Origin of the sequence: Allokutzneria sp. A3M-2-11 16 (assembly GCF_024213555.1) — a bacterium.
Lineage (GTDB): Bacteria > Actinomycetota > Actinomycetes > Mycobacteriales > Pseudonocardiaceae > Allokutzneria.
Genome location: NZ_JANAVO010000002.1, coordinates 652,879 through 668,310, shown reverse-complemented (window position 1 = coordinate 668,310; position 15,432 = coordinate 652,879). Strand labels below are relative to the sequence as shown.

The following is a 15,432-nucleotide window of genomic DNA, read 5'->3' as shown; positions in this document are numbered from 1 at the left end:
TGACATGCGACGCAAAGCTTCTGACATAGGCTGTGCGGTATGGCGGAGTTGCGGTGGACCGGGTCGCGGTGGTGGTCGACGGAGTGGTGTCGCCGTTCGAGCTCGGCGTCGCGTGCGAGGTCTTCGGTACCGACCGCAGCGCGGACGGGATCGCGGGGTGGGACTTCGCGGTGTGCTCCCCGGGCGGTCGGCCGACGCGGGGCTGGTCCGGGTTCGGGCTGACCGACCTCGCCGACCTGGACGTGGCCGCCGCCGCCAACCTGATCATCCTGCCCACCTGCGTGGACCGCACCCAGGCGCCCTCGCCCGCCGTCGCCGAGCTGATCACGACCGCCGCCGCCGAGGGCAGGCTGGTCGCGGCGTTCTGCTCCGGGGTGTTCATGCTCGGCCACGCCGGACTGCTCGACGGACGCGGCTGCACCGTGCACTGGGTCTACGAAACCGAGTTCCGCCAACGGTTCCCGCGGGCGCTGGTCGATCCGAGCGCGCTCTACGTCGAGGATTCCGGGGTCTTCACCAGCGCGGGCACGGTGGCCGCGGTCGACCTGTGCCTGCACATCGTGCGGCGGACCAGGGGGCTGCGCGCCGCGACCGTGCTGGCCCGCAGGATGGTCGCGCCGCCGCACCGCGAAGGCGGGCAGGCGCAGTTCGTCGAGATGCCCGTCCCGGCCGCCGAGGACGACGTGCTCGCCGAGCTGCTGGAGTGGATCGAGCGCAGGCTGGACCAGCCCGTCACCGTCGCCGAGCTGGCCCGCCGGGCGGGGCTGGGGGAGCGGACGTTCCTGCGCCGCTTCGCCGCGGGGACGGGCACCACGCCGCACCGCTGGCTGACGCAGCGCAGGCTGGACCGGGCGCAACGGATGCTGGAGGAGACCGGGCTCAGCGTCGACGAGATCGCGGTCGCGTGCGGCTACGGCTCGGCCGCGGCGCTGCGGCATCAGTTCACGCGACTACGGGGCACCAACCCCAGTGCCTATCGGAGGGCGTTCGGGTCCACCGGCCGACCGACGCCGGGCGAGCCCTTCGATTGATGGAAGAGGACGTTTTCGTAGGCAAACTGGCACCCATGCTGGAAGTAATCGGAATCATCTTCATGGTGCAGGGCTTCGGCTCGCTCATCGTCAAGGAGGTCTTCAACGGCTCCGAGTGGTTCCTGATGGAGTGGGCGACGCCCTACTCCCCCTGGGCCCACATCGCGGTCGGCGCCATCGGCTTCTTCCTCGCCGGTGGTGGGGCGGCCTCGCGCCGTCGCAAGCGCGCCTGAACCCTGCTCGCGGGTTGGACGGTCTTCAAGTACCCCGAACCCCACCCACAGCGATCGCAAACCGCCCCATACCTCGGAGGTAGCCGTGGGTATGAGGCGGTTTGAGACGTCTGGGGTGGGGGTGGGGTGTACTTGAAGACCGTCTAACCCTTGTAGGGCAACGAAAAGGGCCCCACCGGGAGGCGGGGCCCTTTCGTTCGTGCGATCAGTCCGTGGGCTGTTGCGGCTTGCCCGCGGTGATCTCCTTGGCGGAACCAGCGGAGCCGTTGGCGGGGTTGAGGTCGTCCCCGCCCGACTTCCTGGCCCGCTCCAGCGCCGCGGTCTCCTCGGCGGGGTCCGGGCGCAGGAGGCTGCCGGGGACCGGCTCGCCCGCGAAGCCCAGCTTGTTCATCTTCTTCGGCACCGACGCGCCCTGGTACTCCAGCGGGATCGGGTGACCGTGGTCGTCCACCGGGCCGAGCGGCTGGTGGATCTCGATGAACTCACCGTGCGGCAGGCGCTTGATGATGCCGGTCTCCACGCCGTGCTCCAGCACCGCGCGGTCCGAGCGCTGCAGGCCGATGCAGATGCGGTAGGTGGCGTAGTAGGCGATCGGCGGCGCCAGCAGCGTCAGGATGCGGCCGGCCCAGGTCATCACGTTCAGCGAGATGTTGAAGTTGTCCGCGATCAGGTCGTTGAACCCGGACAGCGCCATCACCATGAAGAACGTCAGCGCCATCATGCCCAGCGAGGTGCGTACCGGGGTGTCGCGCGGGCGCTGCAGCAGGTGGTGCGGGGCCTTGTCCTTGGTGAGCTTGGCCTCGATCCACGGGTAGGCGCCCGCGAGGGTGAACACAATGCCCATGCCCAGCACCAGCGGGAAGAAGATCGCGGGCAGCATGAAGTCGCCGAGGTAGACCTCCCAGGCGGGCCACAACCGGCTCATGCCGTCGGTCCAGGCCATGTACCAGTCGGGCTGCGAGCCCGCCGAGACCTGGGCGGCGTTGTACGGCCCGAAGTTCCAGATCGAGTTGATCTGGAACAGGCCCGCCATCATCACGATCACACCGGTGGTGACGGCGAAGAAGCCGCCCGCCTTGGCCGCGAACAGCGGCATGATGCGCACGCCGACCACGTTGTTCTCGGTGCGGCCGACACCCGGGAACTGGGTGTGCTTCTGGTACCAGACCAGCGCCAGGTGCGCGGCCACCAGGCCGAGGATGATGCCGGGCAGCAGCAGGATGTGGATCGTGTAGAGGCGCGGGATGATCTCGGTGCCGGGGAACTCCCCGCCGAAGAGCGCCCAGTGGATCCAGGTGCCGATCACCGGGATCGACAGCACGATGCCGGAGCCGATCCGCAGGCCGGTGCCGGAGAGCAGGTCGTCGGGCAGCGAGTAGCCGGTGAAACCCTCGAACATGCCCAGCACGAACAGCAGGATGCCGATGACCCAGTTGACCTCGCGCGGCTTGCGGAACGCGCCGGTGAAGAACACCCGGAGCATGTGCGCGACGATCGCGGCCATGAACAGCAGCGCCGCCCAGTGGTGCACCTGACGCGCGAACAGGCCGCCGCGGACCTCGAAGGAGATGTCCAGCGCGCTCTCGAACGCGCGGGACATCCAGACGCCCTGGAGGTTGGTGAACGAGCCGTTGTACTGGACCTCCTGCATCGAGGGGTCGAAGAACAACGCCAGGTAGACGCCGGAGAGCAGCAGGATGATGAAGCTGTAGAGCGCGATCTCGCCGAGCATGAACGACCAGTGGGTCGGGAAGACCTTGCTGATCTGGCGGCGCAGCCCGGACGCGGGGTGGTACCGGTCGTCGGCCCACTTCGCGGCACCGGCCGCCGCCTTGCTCACCGCGCTTGCCGACTTGGTCGGCGTGGTGATGGAACTCATGACTTACGCTCCCAGTAGCCGGGGCCGATCGGCTCGATGAAGTCGCCGCGCGCGATCAGGTAACCGGTCTCGGGGTCCACCGTGATCGGCAGCTGCGGCAGCGACCGGGTGGCGGGGCCGAAGATCGGCTTGGCGTAGGTGAAGACGTCGAACTGCGACTGGTGGCACGGGCAGAGCAACCGGCCGGTCTGCTGCTCGAACAGCGAGGTCGGGCAGCCCAGGTGGGTGCAGATCTTGGAGTAGGCGTAGTAGTCGCCGTAGTTGAAGTCCTCCTGGCCCTTGCGCTTGACCACCTTCTGGCCGGGGCGCAGGCGGATCAGCATCACTGGGCTGTCGGAGCGGCGGACGCCCTTGATCAGCGCGTGCTCGTCGTGCTCCTCGGACTTCTTGAACGGGAACACCGTCTCGAAGCCACCCGCGTCCAGGTCCTCCGGCCGCACCAGCGAGACCTTGAGCGGGTCGCCGACGTCGCGGCGCAGGAAGACCTTCTCGCCGTTCTCCGTGGCCCAGCCGGTGACCAGCAGGTCGGACTTGTCGCCCTTGCCCCACGGGTTCTTCACCAGGCCGCCGAGCGCGAACACGCCGACGCCCAGGCCGAAGACACCGGCGGCCGCGCCCGCGCTGCGGGTGATCAGCTTGCGCCGGGCCAGGCCGCTGGTGGCGCCCGAGTCGGCCAGGATCGCCGCGGTGGTCTGCTTGTCGAACTCGGTGGAGCCCTCGGCGTGCCGCTGCTGCACCGCGGTCTCGTCCGGCAGCAGCTTCTTCGCGTAGGCGATGACGCCGATGCCGAGCGCGAACACGCTCAGGCCGAGGGTGAGGCCCAGCATCGGGGTGTACAGGTCGTACCAGAAGCTGCCGGGGGTGTCCGGCGTGCGGTACTCGTTCGGCCAGAGCACGTACACGGCGAGGAACGCCAGCCCGGAGATCGCCGTGACGGCGAACCAGGCGGCCACCCCGCGGACGGCCCGCTTCTCCGCGCGGGTGCCGGGAACGGGGAACCGCTCGACCCGCTTGGCGATGACGACGTGGTCGGCCTCAAGACCGGCCGCGACGAGCTCGTCCCGGCTCATCTCGGCGAGTTCCGCCTCGCCGGGCGTGTGCTGCTGCTCGCTCATGCCCTGCTTCCCATCCACACGGTCACGCCGATCAGCGAGGCGAGGCCGATGATCCAGGCGATCAGACCCTCCGTGCCGGGGCCGAAGCCGCCGAGGGGGTTGCCGCCGGGGTTGTTGTTGCCGTCGGTCACCGACTTGACGTAGGCGATGATGTCCTTCTTCTCGTCCGGCGAGAGCTGCCGGTCGGAGAACTTCGGCATGTTCTGCGGCCCGGTGAGCATCGCCGTGTAGACCTGCTCCTCGGTCACGCCGTCCAGGTGCGGGGCGAACTTGCCCGAGGACAGCGCGCCGCCACGACCGGTGAAGTTGTGGCAGGAGGCGCAGTTGAGCCGGAACAGCTCGCCGCCGCGGGCCGGGTTGTCGCCGCGCAGCTGCGCGCCCGACTCGTGCGGCTTGGCCGGGCCGCCCGCGGTGAACTGGATGAACGCGCCCAGCGCGTCGATCTCCTTCGGCGTGTACTTGACCGGCTTGCGCCCGGCCTGGGCCTCCTGGCGCACCATCGGCATGCGGCCGGAGGAGACCTGGAAGTACACGGCCGCCTCGCCGACGCCGATCAGGCTCGGTCCCCGGTCCTCGACACCCTGCAGGTTGGCGCCGTGGCAGGTGATGCAGGCGTTGTTGTAGATCTGCTCGCCCTTGCGGACCAGAGCGGGATCCTCGGCGGCCTGCGCCTTGTGCGGCTGGGTCACCGCGCCCGCGTAGAGCGCGCCCGCTCCGACGAGAGCGACACCCAGTGCCAGCAGACCGGAGAGCCGACGCCGCAGCTTGGTGCGCGGCCTGCGGTTCCGTTCTGCGCCACGTCCTCCCGCTTCCGCGGAGGCGGCGTCTTTCCTGGTGGTCATGTCTGCGGCAACCCTTGCTGTCGAGTTCGGGGCTCGTTGCGTGCGTACCGGGCGAAGCCGCCCGGGGGGTGGGCACGCACGTCAGGGAATGAGGTAGATGCAGGCGAAGAGGCCGACCCAGACGATGTCGACGAAGTGCCAGTAGTAGGACACGACGATCGCCGCCGTCGCCTGCGCCGGGGTGAACTTGCTCAGCTTCGTGCGCCAGATCAGGAACACGAAGGCGATCAGCCCGCCGATCACGTGCAGACCGTGGAAGCCGGTGGTCAGGTAGAACACCGTGCCGTAGGCCGAGGACGAGATGGACGTCCCGTCGTTGACCAGGGTGATGTACTCGCCGACCTGGCCGCCGACGAAGATCGCGCCCATGATCAGGGTGATCGTGTACCAGAGCCGCAGCCCGAACACGTCGCCCTGCTCCGCCTTGAAGACGCCCCACTGACACGTGAAGGACGACGCCACCAGGATCACGGTGAAGAACAGGGCGTAGGGCAGGTTCAGATGGGTGGGCGCGGGAGGCCACGCGCCCTCGTTCTGGGCCTTCACCGTGAAGAACATGGCGAAGAGACCGGCGAAGAACATGAGTTCGCTGGAGAGCCAGACGATCGTGCCCACGCTGACCATGTTGGGACGGTTCAGCGAGTGCACCCGTTGGCCGATTGAGGGCGCAGCCGTTGTCACGCGACGCATTATGTCTTGCAGGGATGGCGCATGCAGGGGCGGGTCCACGCCGCGCGCGAGGGGGTGGCCGGGAGCACACCGTCCGTCAGGCCCGGTGCACTCCGGGTGAGCACTCCGTTTTCCTTCCGCGGACACAACCACCGAGGTGCCGGGGCCGCGCTATAGCATCGACGGTCGTCGGGATCGCACTGTCGGGAGGACACCCACCGATGAGCACGCAGGCCATGACCGTTCTGGTGTTCAGCCACCGCGCCGAGGTGCGCGAGGCGATCATCACCGCTGTGGGCCGCAGGCCGGCCCCCGACCTGGGGCGCGTGCGCTACATCGAGGCCGACTCCGTGGCCGAGGTGCTCTCCGAGATGGACTCCGGGGCGATCGACCTGGCGATCCTGGACGGCGAGGCGCAGCCGACCGGTGGCATGGGCCTGTCCCGCCAGCTCAAGCACGAGATCGACGCCTGCCCGCCGGTGATCGTCGCCGTGCGCCGCAAGGACGACCGCTGGCTGGCCACCTGGTCCCAGGCGGACGCGGTGCTGGTGCACCCCCTCGACCCGCTGGCGTCGGCGGAGACCGTGGCCGAGGTGCTGCGCTCCCACCGGCTGCCCGCCGTGCACGGCTGAGGCGGCGGGCGGTGGCCGGCACGGAACGCGCGTGGCCCGCGTTACTGGGCAAGCTCGTCGGCGGGCAGGACTGCTCCGCGCAGGAGACCCGCTGGGCCATGGACCAGGTGATGTCCGGCAACGCCACGATCGCCCAGGTGACCGCGCTCGCGGTGACGCTGCGCGCCAAGGGTGAGACCGCCGACGAGGTGGCGGGCATGGCCTCGGCGATGCTCGACCACTCCCGCCGGGTGCGGGTGGACGTCCGCGCGGTGGACATCGTCGGCACCGGCGGTGACCGCTCCGGCACGGTCAACATCTCCACGATGGCCTCGCTGGTCACGGCGGCCGCCGGGGTGCCGGTGGTCAAGCACGGCAACCGCGCCGCGTCCTCGCAGTGCGGCACGGCCGACGTGCTGGAGGAGCTCGGCGTCGCCATCGACCTGCCCCCGGCCGGGGTGGAGCGCACGGTCACCGAGCTGGGCATCGGCTTCTGCTTCGCGCCGGTCTTCCACCCCGCCATGCGCTACACCGCCCAGGCGCGGCGGGAGATCGGCATCCCCACGGTCTTCAACCTGCTCGGCCCGCTGAGCAACCCGGCCCAGCCGTCCGCGGGCCTCATCGGCTGCGCCGACCCGAGGATCGCGCCGTTGATGGCCGAGGTCTTCGCCGAGCGCGGGCACAGCGTGCTGGTGGTGCGCGGGGACGACGGCCTCGACGAGCTGACCACGACCACGACCAGCTCGGTCTGGGTGGTCGGCGACGGCGAGGTGCGCCAGGAGACGCTCAACCCCACCGACCTCGGCGTGCCGCCGTGCGAGCCCGCCGACCTGCTCGGCGGGGACGCCTCGGTGAACGCGCTGGCCGTGCGCAAGCTGCTCGACGGCGAGCGCGGGGCGGTGCGCGACGCGGTGCTGCTCAACGCCGCGGGCGCGGTGGCCGCCTACACCGGCACCACCGACGACCTCCTCGCCGACCTGCGGGCCGGGATGGACCGGGTCGCCGAGGCGGTGGACTCCGGTGCGGCGGCGCGGCTGCTCCAGACCTGGGCGCGGCGCTCCACCGAGCTGCGCGCCGAACTCGTCCGCTGACTTTTCCCAAGGAGCTCATCGTGATCAACGCCATCGTGCTGATCCAGGCCGAGGCAGGCGCCATCCCGGAGATCGCCCAGGAGATCGCCGATATCGACGGCGTCACCGAGGTCTACTCCTGCGCGGGTGACGTGGACCTGATCGCCCTGGTCAAGGTGCCCACCCACGAGGACCTCGCCGACCTGGTGCCGAGCCGGATCGGCAAGGTCGACGGGGTGCTCAACACCGACACCCACATCGCGTTCCGCTCCTACTCCAAGCGGGACACCGAGGCGGCGTTCAGCATCGGCCTGGACGACTGAGCCCACCGGAGGACTGAGCCGGCGGTTCAGCTCGGCTGCTGGGCGCGCAGCGCCTGGACCTCCTGGCGCAGCAGGCGCAGCTCGCCGAGCACCGGGTCGTGCTCGGCCGGTTCGACGGCACGCTGCGCCGGGACCGGGGTATCGCCGGGCTCGGTGGACATGGCGCCCTCCATCGCCGAGCACACCACGGCGATGAACAGGTTGAGCACGGTGAAGGTGCCGACGAGCAGGTAGCTGACGAAGAAGATCCACGCCAGCGGCTGCTTCGCCATCACGTCGCGCATCACGTCCGACCAGCCGTCGCCGGTGGTGATCTGGAACAGGGTGAGGATGGTCGAGCCCAGGTCGGCGAACCGCGGGTCCCCGCCCGCCTGGAACAACGTCGTCGCCATCACCCCGCCCACGTAGAGCAGCAGCCCGAGCAGGGCGGCCAGCGAGGTGATCCCGGGGATCGCGGACAGCAGCGCGGAGATCACCCTGCGCATGCTCGGCACCATGGAGACCAGCCGCAGCATCCGCAGGATGCGCAGCGCGCGGATCACCGACAGCCCTTCGCTCGCCGGGAGCAGCGAGATGGTGACGATCACGAAGTCGAAGCAGCTCCACGGGTCCCGGAAGAAGCTCAGCCGGTGCGCGTAGAGCCGCAGGGCCAGCTCGCCCACGAAGATCACCAGGGCGGCGCCGTCCAGCGCCTCCAGCAGCCCGCCGTACTCCGCGGTCAGCCGCGCGGAGGTCTGCAGCCCGAGTACGACCGCGTTGACCACGATGACGCAAATGATCACTCGTTGAAATCGTTCGCCATCGGTCAGCGCGCGGACGCGTTCACGCAGGGGCATGAGCCCTCCCTGGATTCGCACGTGTGGCGGAATCGTACCCACGGCAGGCGAATGGTGCAGTGGGTAAAGAAATGCGACGCACAGTCGCAGAGAAGGCGTCGCCGCCCCTGATCGGGTGCGCGCCCGTGTCATCCGGAGTGCGCTGACCAGGCGTGGGCAGTGATCGTGCGCTCACTCGCCAGGCTAGTCCGGCGAAGTTACAAGCGTCGTATTCTGATTTTCACGTGGTGGGTTCCGGGAAGTCCGCCGCAGCATTGCGGATATGGAGATCACGCAGGAAGCGGAAACTGGAACCAGTCCGGAAATAGTGGACGTGAAACACGAGATCCCGCACCAGAGACCCGGTGGGTCCGATCCACTGGAAGCCTCCTACCGCGCCCTTTTCGCCGCGTTCGACGATGACGCCAGCGGGCAGCTCTCCCGCCAGGAGCTGGTCGAGCGGCTGGCGAAGGCGGGCATCCTGGAGGACGACCCCCGGATGCGGGAGACCCTGATCGCCGCGCGCAAGGGCGACGGCAGCGAGGGCCTGGACTTCGCCGAGTTCGTCTCGCTGATCCAGAACAGCAGCGGCCTGGTCCGCCGGGTGGCCGAGGACAACCTGGTGATCCCGGACTTCGCCGAGTTCGCGGCCGAGATCGACGACATCCACCGGGAGCTGCTGCCGGAGACCGGGGGAGCGGTCGCCGACTACATCCCGCAGCTGGCCAGGGTGGACCCGGACCAGTTCGCCATCGCGATCTGCACGGTGGACGGCCAGCGGCACGTCGTCGGCGACGCGCACAGCAGGTTCTGCGTCCAGTCGGTCTCCAAGACGGTGAGCTACTGCCTCGCGCTGGAGGAGCACGGGCCGGACAAGGTGCACCAGCACGTCGGCCGCGAGCCGAGCGGGGTGAGCTTCAACGAGCTGACGCTGAACAAGAAGGGCCGCCCGCACAACCCGCTGATCAACGCGGGGGCGATCATGAGCTGCGCGCTCATCCGCCCGGACGCCGACCTGGCCGAGCGCTTCGACCACGTCTCCAAGGCGTGGTCGCGGCTGGCCGCGGGGCGCCCGGTCGGCTTCCACAACAGCGTCTACCTCTCCGAGCGGGAGACGGCCGACCGCAACTTCGCGCTCGGCTACTCGATGCGCGAGCAGCGGGCCTTCCCCGAGGGCACCGACCTGGTGCAGACGCTGGAGTTCTACTTCCAGAACTGCGCGATCGAACTGGACGCGGAGATGCTGGCGATCGTGGCGGCGACCTTCGCCGACGGCGGCATCTGCCCGCTCACCGGGGAGAGGGTCTTCGCCACCCAGACCGTGCAGCACTGCCTGTCGCTGATGTCCTCGTGCGGCATGTACGACTTCTCCGGCGAGTTCGCCTTCAGCATCGGCCTGCCCGCCAAGAGCGGGGTGTCCGGGGCGCTGATGGTGGTGGTGCCGGGGCTGATGGGGATCTGCGTGTGGTCACCGCGGCTGGACGAGCACGGCAACTCCGTGCGCGGGATCGAGTTCTGCCGCAAGCTCGTCGAGCGCTACAGCGTGCACCCCCACGACTCGGCCGAGGGGCAGACGGTCAAGCGGGACCTGCGCAGGCACAAGAGCCAGACCAACTCCGAGGCGGTCGCCATCCTGTGCTGGGCCGCCGCCGAGGGCGACCTGCACGCGATCCGGGTGCTCGCCGCCGCGGGCGCCGACCTGAGCACAGCCAACTACGACGGGCGCACCCCGCTGCACCTGGCGGCCACCGAGGGCCAGGTCAACGTGGTGAAGTACCTGCTGACAAGGGGAGTCGACGCGACCGCCGTCGACAGGTGGGGCGGTACCCCGCTGATGGACGCCGAACGCCGGGGCCACGACGAGGTCGTCGCGCTGCTCCGAGCCGCGGACGGCGCTCGGCCCTGAACGACCCGTTCGGTGCGTTGGGGCCCTGAAAGGGTCATTCAGGGCTTCCAGCGCGCCGAACGCGGCGTTGATCTTGAGGGGTGAGCGCTTCGCGGGCCGTTTCGGCGCGGGCCACCCACGAGCGCCAGGAGGCCGCGGCGCGAGCGGGCTCGGCCCAGGGCACCTCGCAGTGCACCAACCGCGTCCCGGGCCGCTCCAGCCAGCGGAGCACCACGGAGACCTCGTCGGCGGAGGCCCCGCGCAGCGGCCCGTCCTCCGGCAGCACCGTCTCCGCAACCGCGATCAGCTGGTCCACCACGGGCATCGGCCGCACGCCGCGCCGCGCCGAACCCGCCGACGCCAGCCGCCCGTGCCGGATCACCGCGAAGTCCCAGCCGCCGGTGCCGTCCGGCCGCGCGGCCACCAGTTCCGCGAGCGCCGCCAAGGTGGCCAGCCGCTGACCCCGGTCCAGCGCCCTGACCAACCCGATCAACCGGTCGCGTTCCGCACTCGCCCGCTCGAAGCGCTCCACCTCCGCGAGGCGGTCCAGCTGCGCGGCGAGGATGTCCAGTGCCGCAACGGAATCCCCGGTGAACAACCGCCGCACCTCGTGCACGGCGGGGGCGTAGTCCTCGACGCTCTGCCGACCCGCGCACGGCGCCCCGCACCGCCCCAGTTCGGCCAGCGCGCACGGCACGGCCTTCGGCGACCGGGCCGGAATCCTTTGCGTGCAACGGCGAACCGGCAGCGCGTCCTGGAGCGCCTCCACCGCTTCCGTTGCCGCGCCACGCGAAGCGAACGGCCCGAACGCACCCGCCTTCGGCACGGGCACGATGGACAGCCGGGGGAACGCCTCGTCGGTCAACGCCACCCACCAGCGCCGGTGCGGGTTGGTGGAGCGGCGGTTGTACCTCGGCCGGTGCGCCGCGAGCAGCCGCAGCTCGCGCACCTCCGCCTCCAGCGAGTGCGCGCAGACGACCACGTCGACGCGTTCGGCGATGCCGACCATCTCGCGCACCCGGCGCCGGTTCTCGCTCGCCGTGAAGTACTGGCGAACTCGCCGCCGGAGATCGCTCGCCGTGCCCACGTAGAGCACTTCCTCGCGCGGGCCGCGGAACAGGTAGACCCCCGGGGCGCTCGGCAGGTCCTTCGCCAGCTCCCGTTTCCTGCGCTGCGCCGGTGTCACGTCCGGGAGGTAGCCGAGCAGCTCCTCCAACGTCTGCACGCCCAGCGAGCCGACCCGTTCCAGCAGCGCGTGCAGCACGTCCACGGTCGCGCGGGCGTCGTCCAGCGCGCGGTGGGTCGGAGTCGTCGCGGCGCCGAAGAGATCGGCCAGCGCGGACAGGCGGCAGCTCGGCGCCTCCTCCCTGGACAGCACCCGCCTGGCGAGCTTCACCGTGCACAGCACCGTGCGCTTCGGCCAGACGTGCCCGTGGCGTTCGGCCGCCGCGCGCAGGAAACCCATGTCGAACCCGGCGTTGTGCGCCACCAGCACCGCGGAACCCGCGAACTCCAGGAAGGCGGGGAGCACGCTGGCCAGCTTGGGCGCGTCCACCACCATCGCCTGGGTGATGCCGGTCAGCGCGACGATGTTCGGCGGGATCCCGCGCTCCGGGTCGATCAGCGTGGCGAACTCGCCGATCACCTGGCCGCCGCGGACCTTCACCGCGCCGATCTCGGTGATCGCGTCCTCGGCCGCGCTGCCGCCGGTGGTCTCCAGGTCCACGACGACGAACGTGGTGTCGCGCAGCGGTGTGCCCAGCTCGTCGAACGAGAGCTGGGTGTCGCGCGGCTCCGTGATCGTCATCGCCGGTCAAGCTAGGGCAGAGGTCTGACAGCGCCGCCCGCCGGTAAGCCAGCTGCGACCCCGAGGGGGCAGGCCGTAGCCTGGGACGGTGTCAGCCCACGAACAGCCTTCCGGCGGCGAACAGCCTGATCCGGGCCACCCGCAGTCCACGATGGACGGTGCGCCGACGGCTGGCTCCGAGGACATTCCGGACTGGGGCGGGATTCCCGACCCGATCCGCGCCCGCCTCGCCGAACTCGCGGCGGAGGCGCTCGGCACGCTGACCAAGGTCGACATCCCGCAGACGCTGCGCGCGGTGGCGAAGTTCGCCCCGGCCAAGCGCGCCCGCCTCGGCGCGGGCCCGTTGCTGGCCGCGCTCCGCGACAACCAGGCATTCCGCACCGCCGTCGTCGAGTGGTGCCGCGAGCACCGGCCGTCGGTGCTGGACCTGAACCCGTCCGACGCCGTTGCCGCGGGTGCGGCCGCCGTGCTGACCCAGGCCGACACGACGCAGCTGTACATCGAGCTGGTCGCCCGCCGCACCGAGGACGCCCACCTGCGCGCCGACCGCGAGGCGGCGATCACCAGGGCCGACAAGCTCGCCGCCGAGACCGAGAAGCTGCACGCCGAGCTGGAGGCCGCCAAGGGCGCCGCGCACCAGGTCAGCGCCGATCGCGAGGCGGAACTGGAAAAGCTCCGCAAACGGCTCCGCGAACAAGGCGTCCGGCTCAAGCAGGCGCGCGACGAGGCCACCGCAGCCGTCGACGAGCTCCAGCGCAGCCGTGCCGAGTTCGAAACGGAGACGCAGGCGCTCCGTACCGCGCGGGACCGCGAGCGCGAGCGTGCGGAGCTGGAGCGCAACCGCGCCGCGCGGGCGAAGGAAGACGCGGAGATCGCGCGCCAGTCCGCCAGGGAGGCCCGCCAGGCCGACGAAGTGCGGCTGGAGCTGTTGGTGGACACGCTCGCCGGGGCGGTCACGGGGCTGCGCCGGGAACTCGCGCTCGGCGGGAGCGGGCCGCGCCCGGCTGACATGGTGCGCGGCGCGACGACGGCGCACGGCACCGTGGGGCGCGTCGAGGACCCGGCGGCGCTGGACCGGCTGCTGGCGCTGCCCAGCGTGCACCTGGTGGTGGACGGCTACAACGTCACCAAGACCGGCTATCCCGGCCTGACGCTCTCCGAGCAGCGCGACCGGCTCAACCAGCAGCTCGCCGCGCTCGCCGCGCGCACCGGCGCCGAAGTCACAGTGGTGTTCGACGGTGCTGGAGTCGTCGCCGTGCCCCAGGCCGCGCCGCGCGGCGTTCGAGTGCTGTTCAGCGATCCCGGTGTGCTCGCGGACGACGTGATCCGCGCGTTGGTCACCGCTGAGCCCGAAGGAAGACCGGTGGTAGTGGCCACTTCCGACCGCGCCGTCGCGGATTCCGTGCGCCGCCGCGGCGCCCATCCCGTTCCCTCCGCCGTGGTGATCGCGCGCCTCGGACGGGTATGAGACACACCTCTCTTTCGACAAGTCGGCCACCGATCCCTAAGCTTCGTTCGAACATATGATCGAACGGAGGTCGACGGCGTGATCATCGATTGCGACGGGTGCCCGCGACGCGGTCCGGGTTGCCACGACTGCGCCATAGCGGTCCTGATCGGTGTCCCGCCGGAGCTCTTCGAAGGGCCTGAACCCCAGGTCGTGGCCCCGCTGGCGGTCGACCTGCCGGTGCTGCGGCTGATCCCGCTCGAGCCGCTGAAGCCCCAGGAGGCCGAACGGTCCGCCGATGAGGCCGAACGGGCAAGGCGCCGCGTGGGCTGATCAGCGCAACCGGTCACAAGGCGCAGTGGCCGCTACGCCGAACGATGCCTTGTGCACATTTTCACGACTTTCTCGTGGGGGCCTGTGGACGCGAGGTCTCACGTTTCGTAACCTAGCCGAGATTTCGCGGCGGGCTGCCGTCCACAGCGGGCGGCTCCGCGGGATCACCGTCGAATCGGCCTGTCGGGGTGCCGAACCGGGGACCCAGTGAGTTGGGGTGAATCCGGCCCAGTGCCGGTAGGGCAGCTTCCGGCCCGAACCCGTCAGCTAACCCGGTAGGCGGTCGGAGCATGAAGGAGCAATGCGTCGACGTGGCGTCGAACCGACTGAAGCGCACTATGCGCGGGGCACTGACCGCCGGCGCTGTCGCAATGGCCGTGAGCATGGTTCCGGCGAGCCCGGCTATCGCCGACCCGGACACTCCGTCCAACGCCTCCGAGGCGCTGAAGCAGCTCAAGGCGCTCAGCGACGAGGCCGAGAAGCTCACCGAGGAACTGCACAAGGCCAACGACGACCTCAAGGCGAAGGAAGCCGAGGTCGGCAAGGCCAACGAAGAGCTGGTGAAGGCCAACGCCGCCGGTGACCTGGCGAAGAAGCAGGAAGGTGAGCTGCGCGGTCGCGTCGACCAGCTGGCCAGCTCCAACTTCCAGGGCACCCGGGTCAACCACATCAGCGCCCTGCTGCTGAGCAAGTCCCCGAACGAGTTCCTCGACAAGCTCTCCGTGGTCGACCTGATCACGAGCGAGAGCAAGGACTCGCTGGACAAGCTCAACGCGACGATCAACCAGGCCAAGACCGCCGCCCGGCTGGCCGACGAGGCCAAGGCGAAGGCAGCGGCGGCCGCCGCCGAGTCCGCCCGGATCAAGGGCGATCTGGAGAACCGCAAGAAGGAAGCGGCCCAGAAGCAGGAGAAGGCCAAGCAGGCGCTGGACCGCCTGAGCAACGCGGAGAAGAAGAAGCTCCAGGACGCCGGTCTGGACATCGACCTGTCCGGCCTGCCGGACGGCGGTATCGGCGCGTCGGCGCTGAAGATCGCGGTGACCCAGAAGGGCAAGCCCTACGTCTGGGGCGCTGAGGGTCCGGACTCCTACGACTGCTCCGGCCTGACCTCCTGGGCCTTCGGCAAGGTCGGCGTCCGCCTGCCGCGCTCCAGTGCCGCGCAGGCCCGGGTCGGCTCTGCCGTCCCGCTGAACAACCGGGACGCGTGGAAGCCGGGTGACCTGCTCTTCTTCGGGAACAGGGTGCACCACGTCGCCATCTACGCGGGCAACGGCATGCAGTTCCACGCCTCGACCACCGGTCAGCCGCTGAAGTTCGACAAGGTGCAGAGCGGGCTCTCCGGCGTTCGCCGGATGGGCTGATCTTCCGCTTG

15 protein-coding genes and 1 riboswitch are annotated in these 15,432 nt (G+C 70.2%); of the genes, 9 read left to right on the top strand and 6 right to left on the bottom strand.

All coding sequences use genetic code 11. From position 1 onward, the window contains the following. Window positions 1-53 precede the first annotated feature (53 nt). Both NLX83_RS21235 and NLX83_RS21230 read left to right on the top strand, forming a co-directional pair. Window positions 54-1,031 carry a GlxA family transcriptional regulator gene (locus NLX83_RS21235; protein ID WP_254236826.1) on the top strand — a complete coding sequence of 326 codons (978 nt, stop codon included), beginning with the start codon at window positions 54-56 and terminating at the stop codon, window positions 1,029-1,031. Window positions 1,032-1,066: 35 nt separating this feature from the next. Continuing rightward, entirely contained in the window at window positions 1,067-1,264 is a 198-nt protein-coding gene (locus tag NLX83_RS21230) for a hypothetical protein (RefSeq protein WP_254236825.1), read from the top strand. Window positions 1,265-1,469: 205 nt separating this feature from the next. Here NLX83_RS21230 and qcrB read toward each other — a convergent pair whose 3' ends face one another. From qcrB to ctaE, 4 genes are all read right to left on the bottom strand, one after another. Next, window positions 1,470-3,143: a cytochrome bc1 complex cytochrome b subunit gene (gene qcrB / locus NLX83_RS21225; protein ID WP_254236824.1), complete on the bottom strand. Its 1,674-nt coding sequence runs from the start codon at window positions 3,141-3,143 to the stop codon at window positions 1,470-1,472. Continuing rightward, on the bottom strand, window positions 3,140-4,258 hold the full coding sequence (gene qcrA, locus NLX83_RS21220; protein ID WP_254236823.1) for a cytochrome bc1 complex Rieske iron-sulfur subunit: 1,119 nt from the start codon (window positions 4,256-4,258) through the stop codon (window positions 3,140-3,142). The genes qcrB and qcrA overlap by 4 nt, the downstream gene beginning before the upstream one ends. Next, window positions 4,255-5,100 carry a cytochrome bc1 complex diheme cytochrome c subunit gene (qcrC, locus tag NLX83_RS21215; protein WP_254236822.1) on the bottom strand — a complete coding sequence of 282 codons (846 nt, stop codon included), beginning with the start codon at window positions 5,098-5,100 and terminating at the stop codon, window positions 4,255-4,257. Before qcrC ends, qcrA begins: the two co-directional genes overlap by 4 nt. A gap of 81 nt (window positions 5,101-5,181) precedes the next feature. Next, window positions 5,182-5,790 carry an aa3-type cytochrome oxidase subunit III gene (gene ctaE / locus NLX83_RS21210; RefSeq protein WP_254236821.1) on the bottom strand — a complete coding sequence of 203 codons (609 nt, stop codon included), beginning with the start codon at window positions 5,788-5,790 and terminating at the stop codon, window positions 5,182-5,184. A 200-nt stretch (window positions 5,791-5,990) separates the two neighbouring features. Here ctaE and NLX83_RS21205 point away from each other — a divergent pair, with 200 nt between their 5' ends. From NLX83_RS21205 to NLX83_RS21195, 3 genes are read left to right on the top strand one after another with little or no spacing between them, the layout of a single operon-like run. Next, entirely contained in the window at window positions 5,991-6,401 is a 411-nt protein-coding gene (locus NLX83_RS21205) for a hypothetical protein (RefSeq protein ID WP_254236820.1), read from the top strand. Between the two features lie 11 nt (window positions 6,402-6,412). Continuing rightward, window positions 6,413-7,471, top strand: coding sequence for an anthranilate phosphoribosyltransferase (gene trpD, locus NLX83_RS21200; protein ID WP_254236819.1), 1,059 nt, complete (start codon window positions 6,413-6,415; stop codon window positions 7,469-7,471). A gap of 20 nt (window positions 7,472-7,491) precedes the next feature. Next, complete coding sequence (locus tag NLX83_RS21195; RefSeq protein WP_030428690.1) at window positions 7,492-7,773, top strand: Lrp/AsnC family transcriptional regulator; 282 nt, start codon at window positions 7,492-7,494, stop codon at window positions 7,771-7,773. Between the two features lie 26 nt (window positions 7,774-7,799). Here NLX83_RS21195 and NLX83_RS21190 read toward each other — a convergent pair whose 3' ends face one another. Further along, on the bottom strand, window positions 7,800-8,609 hold the full coding sequence (locus tag NLX83_RS21190; protein ID WP_254236818.1) for an ion transporter: 810 nt from the start codon (window positions 8,607-8,609) through the stop codon (window positions 7,800-7,802). Between the two features lie 262 nt (window positions 8,610-8,871). Here NLX83_RS21190 and glsA point away from each other — a divergent pair, with 262 nt between their 5' ends. Beyond that, a complete protein-coding gene (glsA, locus tag NLX83_RS21185; protein WP_254236817.1) occupies window positions 8,872-10,494 on the top strand; it encodes a glutaminase A in 1,623 nt (540 codons plus the stop codon). A 34-nt stretch (window positions 10,495-10,528) separates the two neighbouring features. On the opposite strand, the gene NLX83_RS21180 is transcribed toward glsA, so the two are convergent. Then, window positions 10,529-12,280: a DEDD exonuclease domain-containing protein gene (locus NLX83_RS21180; protein WP_254236816.1), complete on the bottom strand. Its 1,752-nt coding sequence runs from the start codon at window positions 12,278-12,280 to the stop codon at window positions 10,529-10,531. A 151-nt stretch (window positions 12,281-12,431) separates the two neighbouring features. Between NLX83_RS21180 and NLX83_RS21175 the strand changes: the two genes are divergently transcribed. The 3 genes from NLX83_RS21175 to NLX83_RS21165 all read left to right on the top strand — a co-directional run bounded on the left by NLX83_RS21175 (window position 12,432) and on the right by NLX83_RS21165 (window position 15,421). Beyond that, complete coding sequence (locus NLX83_RS21175; protein ID WP_254236960.1) at window positions 12,432-13,748, top strand: NYN domain-containing protein; 1,317 nt, start codon at window positions 12,432-12,434, stop codon at window positions 13,746-13,748. 78 nt (window positions 13,749-13,826) lie between these two features. Then, window positions 13,827-14,060: a hypothetical protein gene (locus tag NLX83_RS21170; protein WP_254236815.1), complete on the top strand. Its 234-nt coding sequence runs from the start codon at window positions 13,827-13,829 to the stop codon at window positions 14,058-14,060. A 158-nt stretch (window positions 14,061-14,218) separates the two neighbouring features. After that, window positions 14,219-14,358: riboswitch (cyclic di-AMP (ydaO/yuaA leader) on the top strand. Window positions 14,359-14,431: 73 nt separating this feature from the next. Then, complete coding sequence (locus NLX83_RS21165) at window positions 14,432-15,421, top strand: NlpC/P60 family protein (RefSeq protein ID WP_254236814.1); 990 nt, start codon at window positions 14,432-14,434, stop codon at window positions 15,419-15,421. The last annotated feature ends 11 nt before the right edge of the window (window positions 15,422-15,432 follow it).

What these genes read in the sequence shown, in the direction of transcription:
- NLX83_RS21230 (WP_254236825.1), top strand. Translation starts at nt 1,067, where the DNA reads ATGCTGGAAGTAATCGGAATCATCTTCATGGTGCAGGGCTTCGGCTCG.
- qcrB (WP_254236824.1), bottom strand. Translation starts at nt 3,143, where the DNA reads ATGAGTTCCATCACCACGCCGACCAAGTCGGCAAGCGCGGTGAGCAAG.
- qcrA (WP_254236823.1), bottom strand. Translation starts at nt 4,258, where the DNA reads ATGAGCGAGCAGCAGCACACGCCCGGCGAGGCGGAACTCGCCGAGATG.
- qcrC (WP_254236822.1), bottom strand. Translation starts at nt 5,100, where the DNA reads ATGACCACCAGGAAAGACGCCGCCTCCGCGGAAGCGGGAGGACGTGGC.
- ctaE (WP_254236821.1), bottom strand. Translation starts at nt 5,790, where the DNA reads ATGCGTCGCGTGACAACGGCTGCGCCCTCAATCGGCCAACGGGTGCAC.
- NLX83_RS21205 (WP_254236820.1), top strand. Translation starts at nt 5,991, where the DNA reads ATGAGCACGCAGGCCATGACCGTTCTGGTGTTCAGCCACCGCGCCGAG.
- NLX83_RS21190 (WP_254236818.1), bottom strand. Translation starts at nt 8,609, where the DNA reads ATGCCCCTGCGTGAACGCGTCCGCGCGCTGACCGATGGCGAACGATTT.
- glsA (WP_254236817.1), top strand. Translation starts at nt 8,872, where the DNA reads ATGGAGATCACGCAGGAAGCGGAAACTGGAACCAGTCCGGAAATAGTG.
- NLX83_RS21180 (WP_254236816.1), bottom strand. Translation starts at nt 12,280, where the DNA reads ATGACGATCACGGAGCCGCGCGACACCCAGCTCTCGTTCGACGAGCTG.
- NLX83_RS21175 (WP_254236960.1), top strand. Translation starts at nt 12,432, where the DNA reads ATGGACGGTGCGCCGACGGCTGGCTCCGAGGACATTCCGGACTGGGGC.
- NLX83_RS21165 (WP_254236814.1), top strand. Translation starts at nt 14,432, where the DNA reads ATGGCCGTGAGCATGGTTCCGGCGAGCCCGGCTATCGCCGACCCGGAC.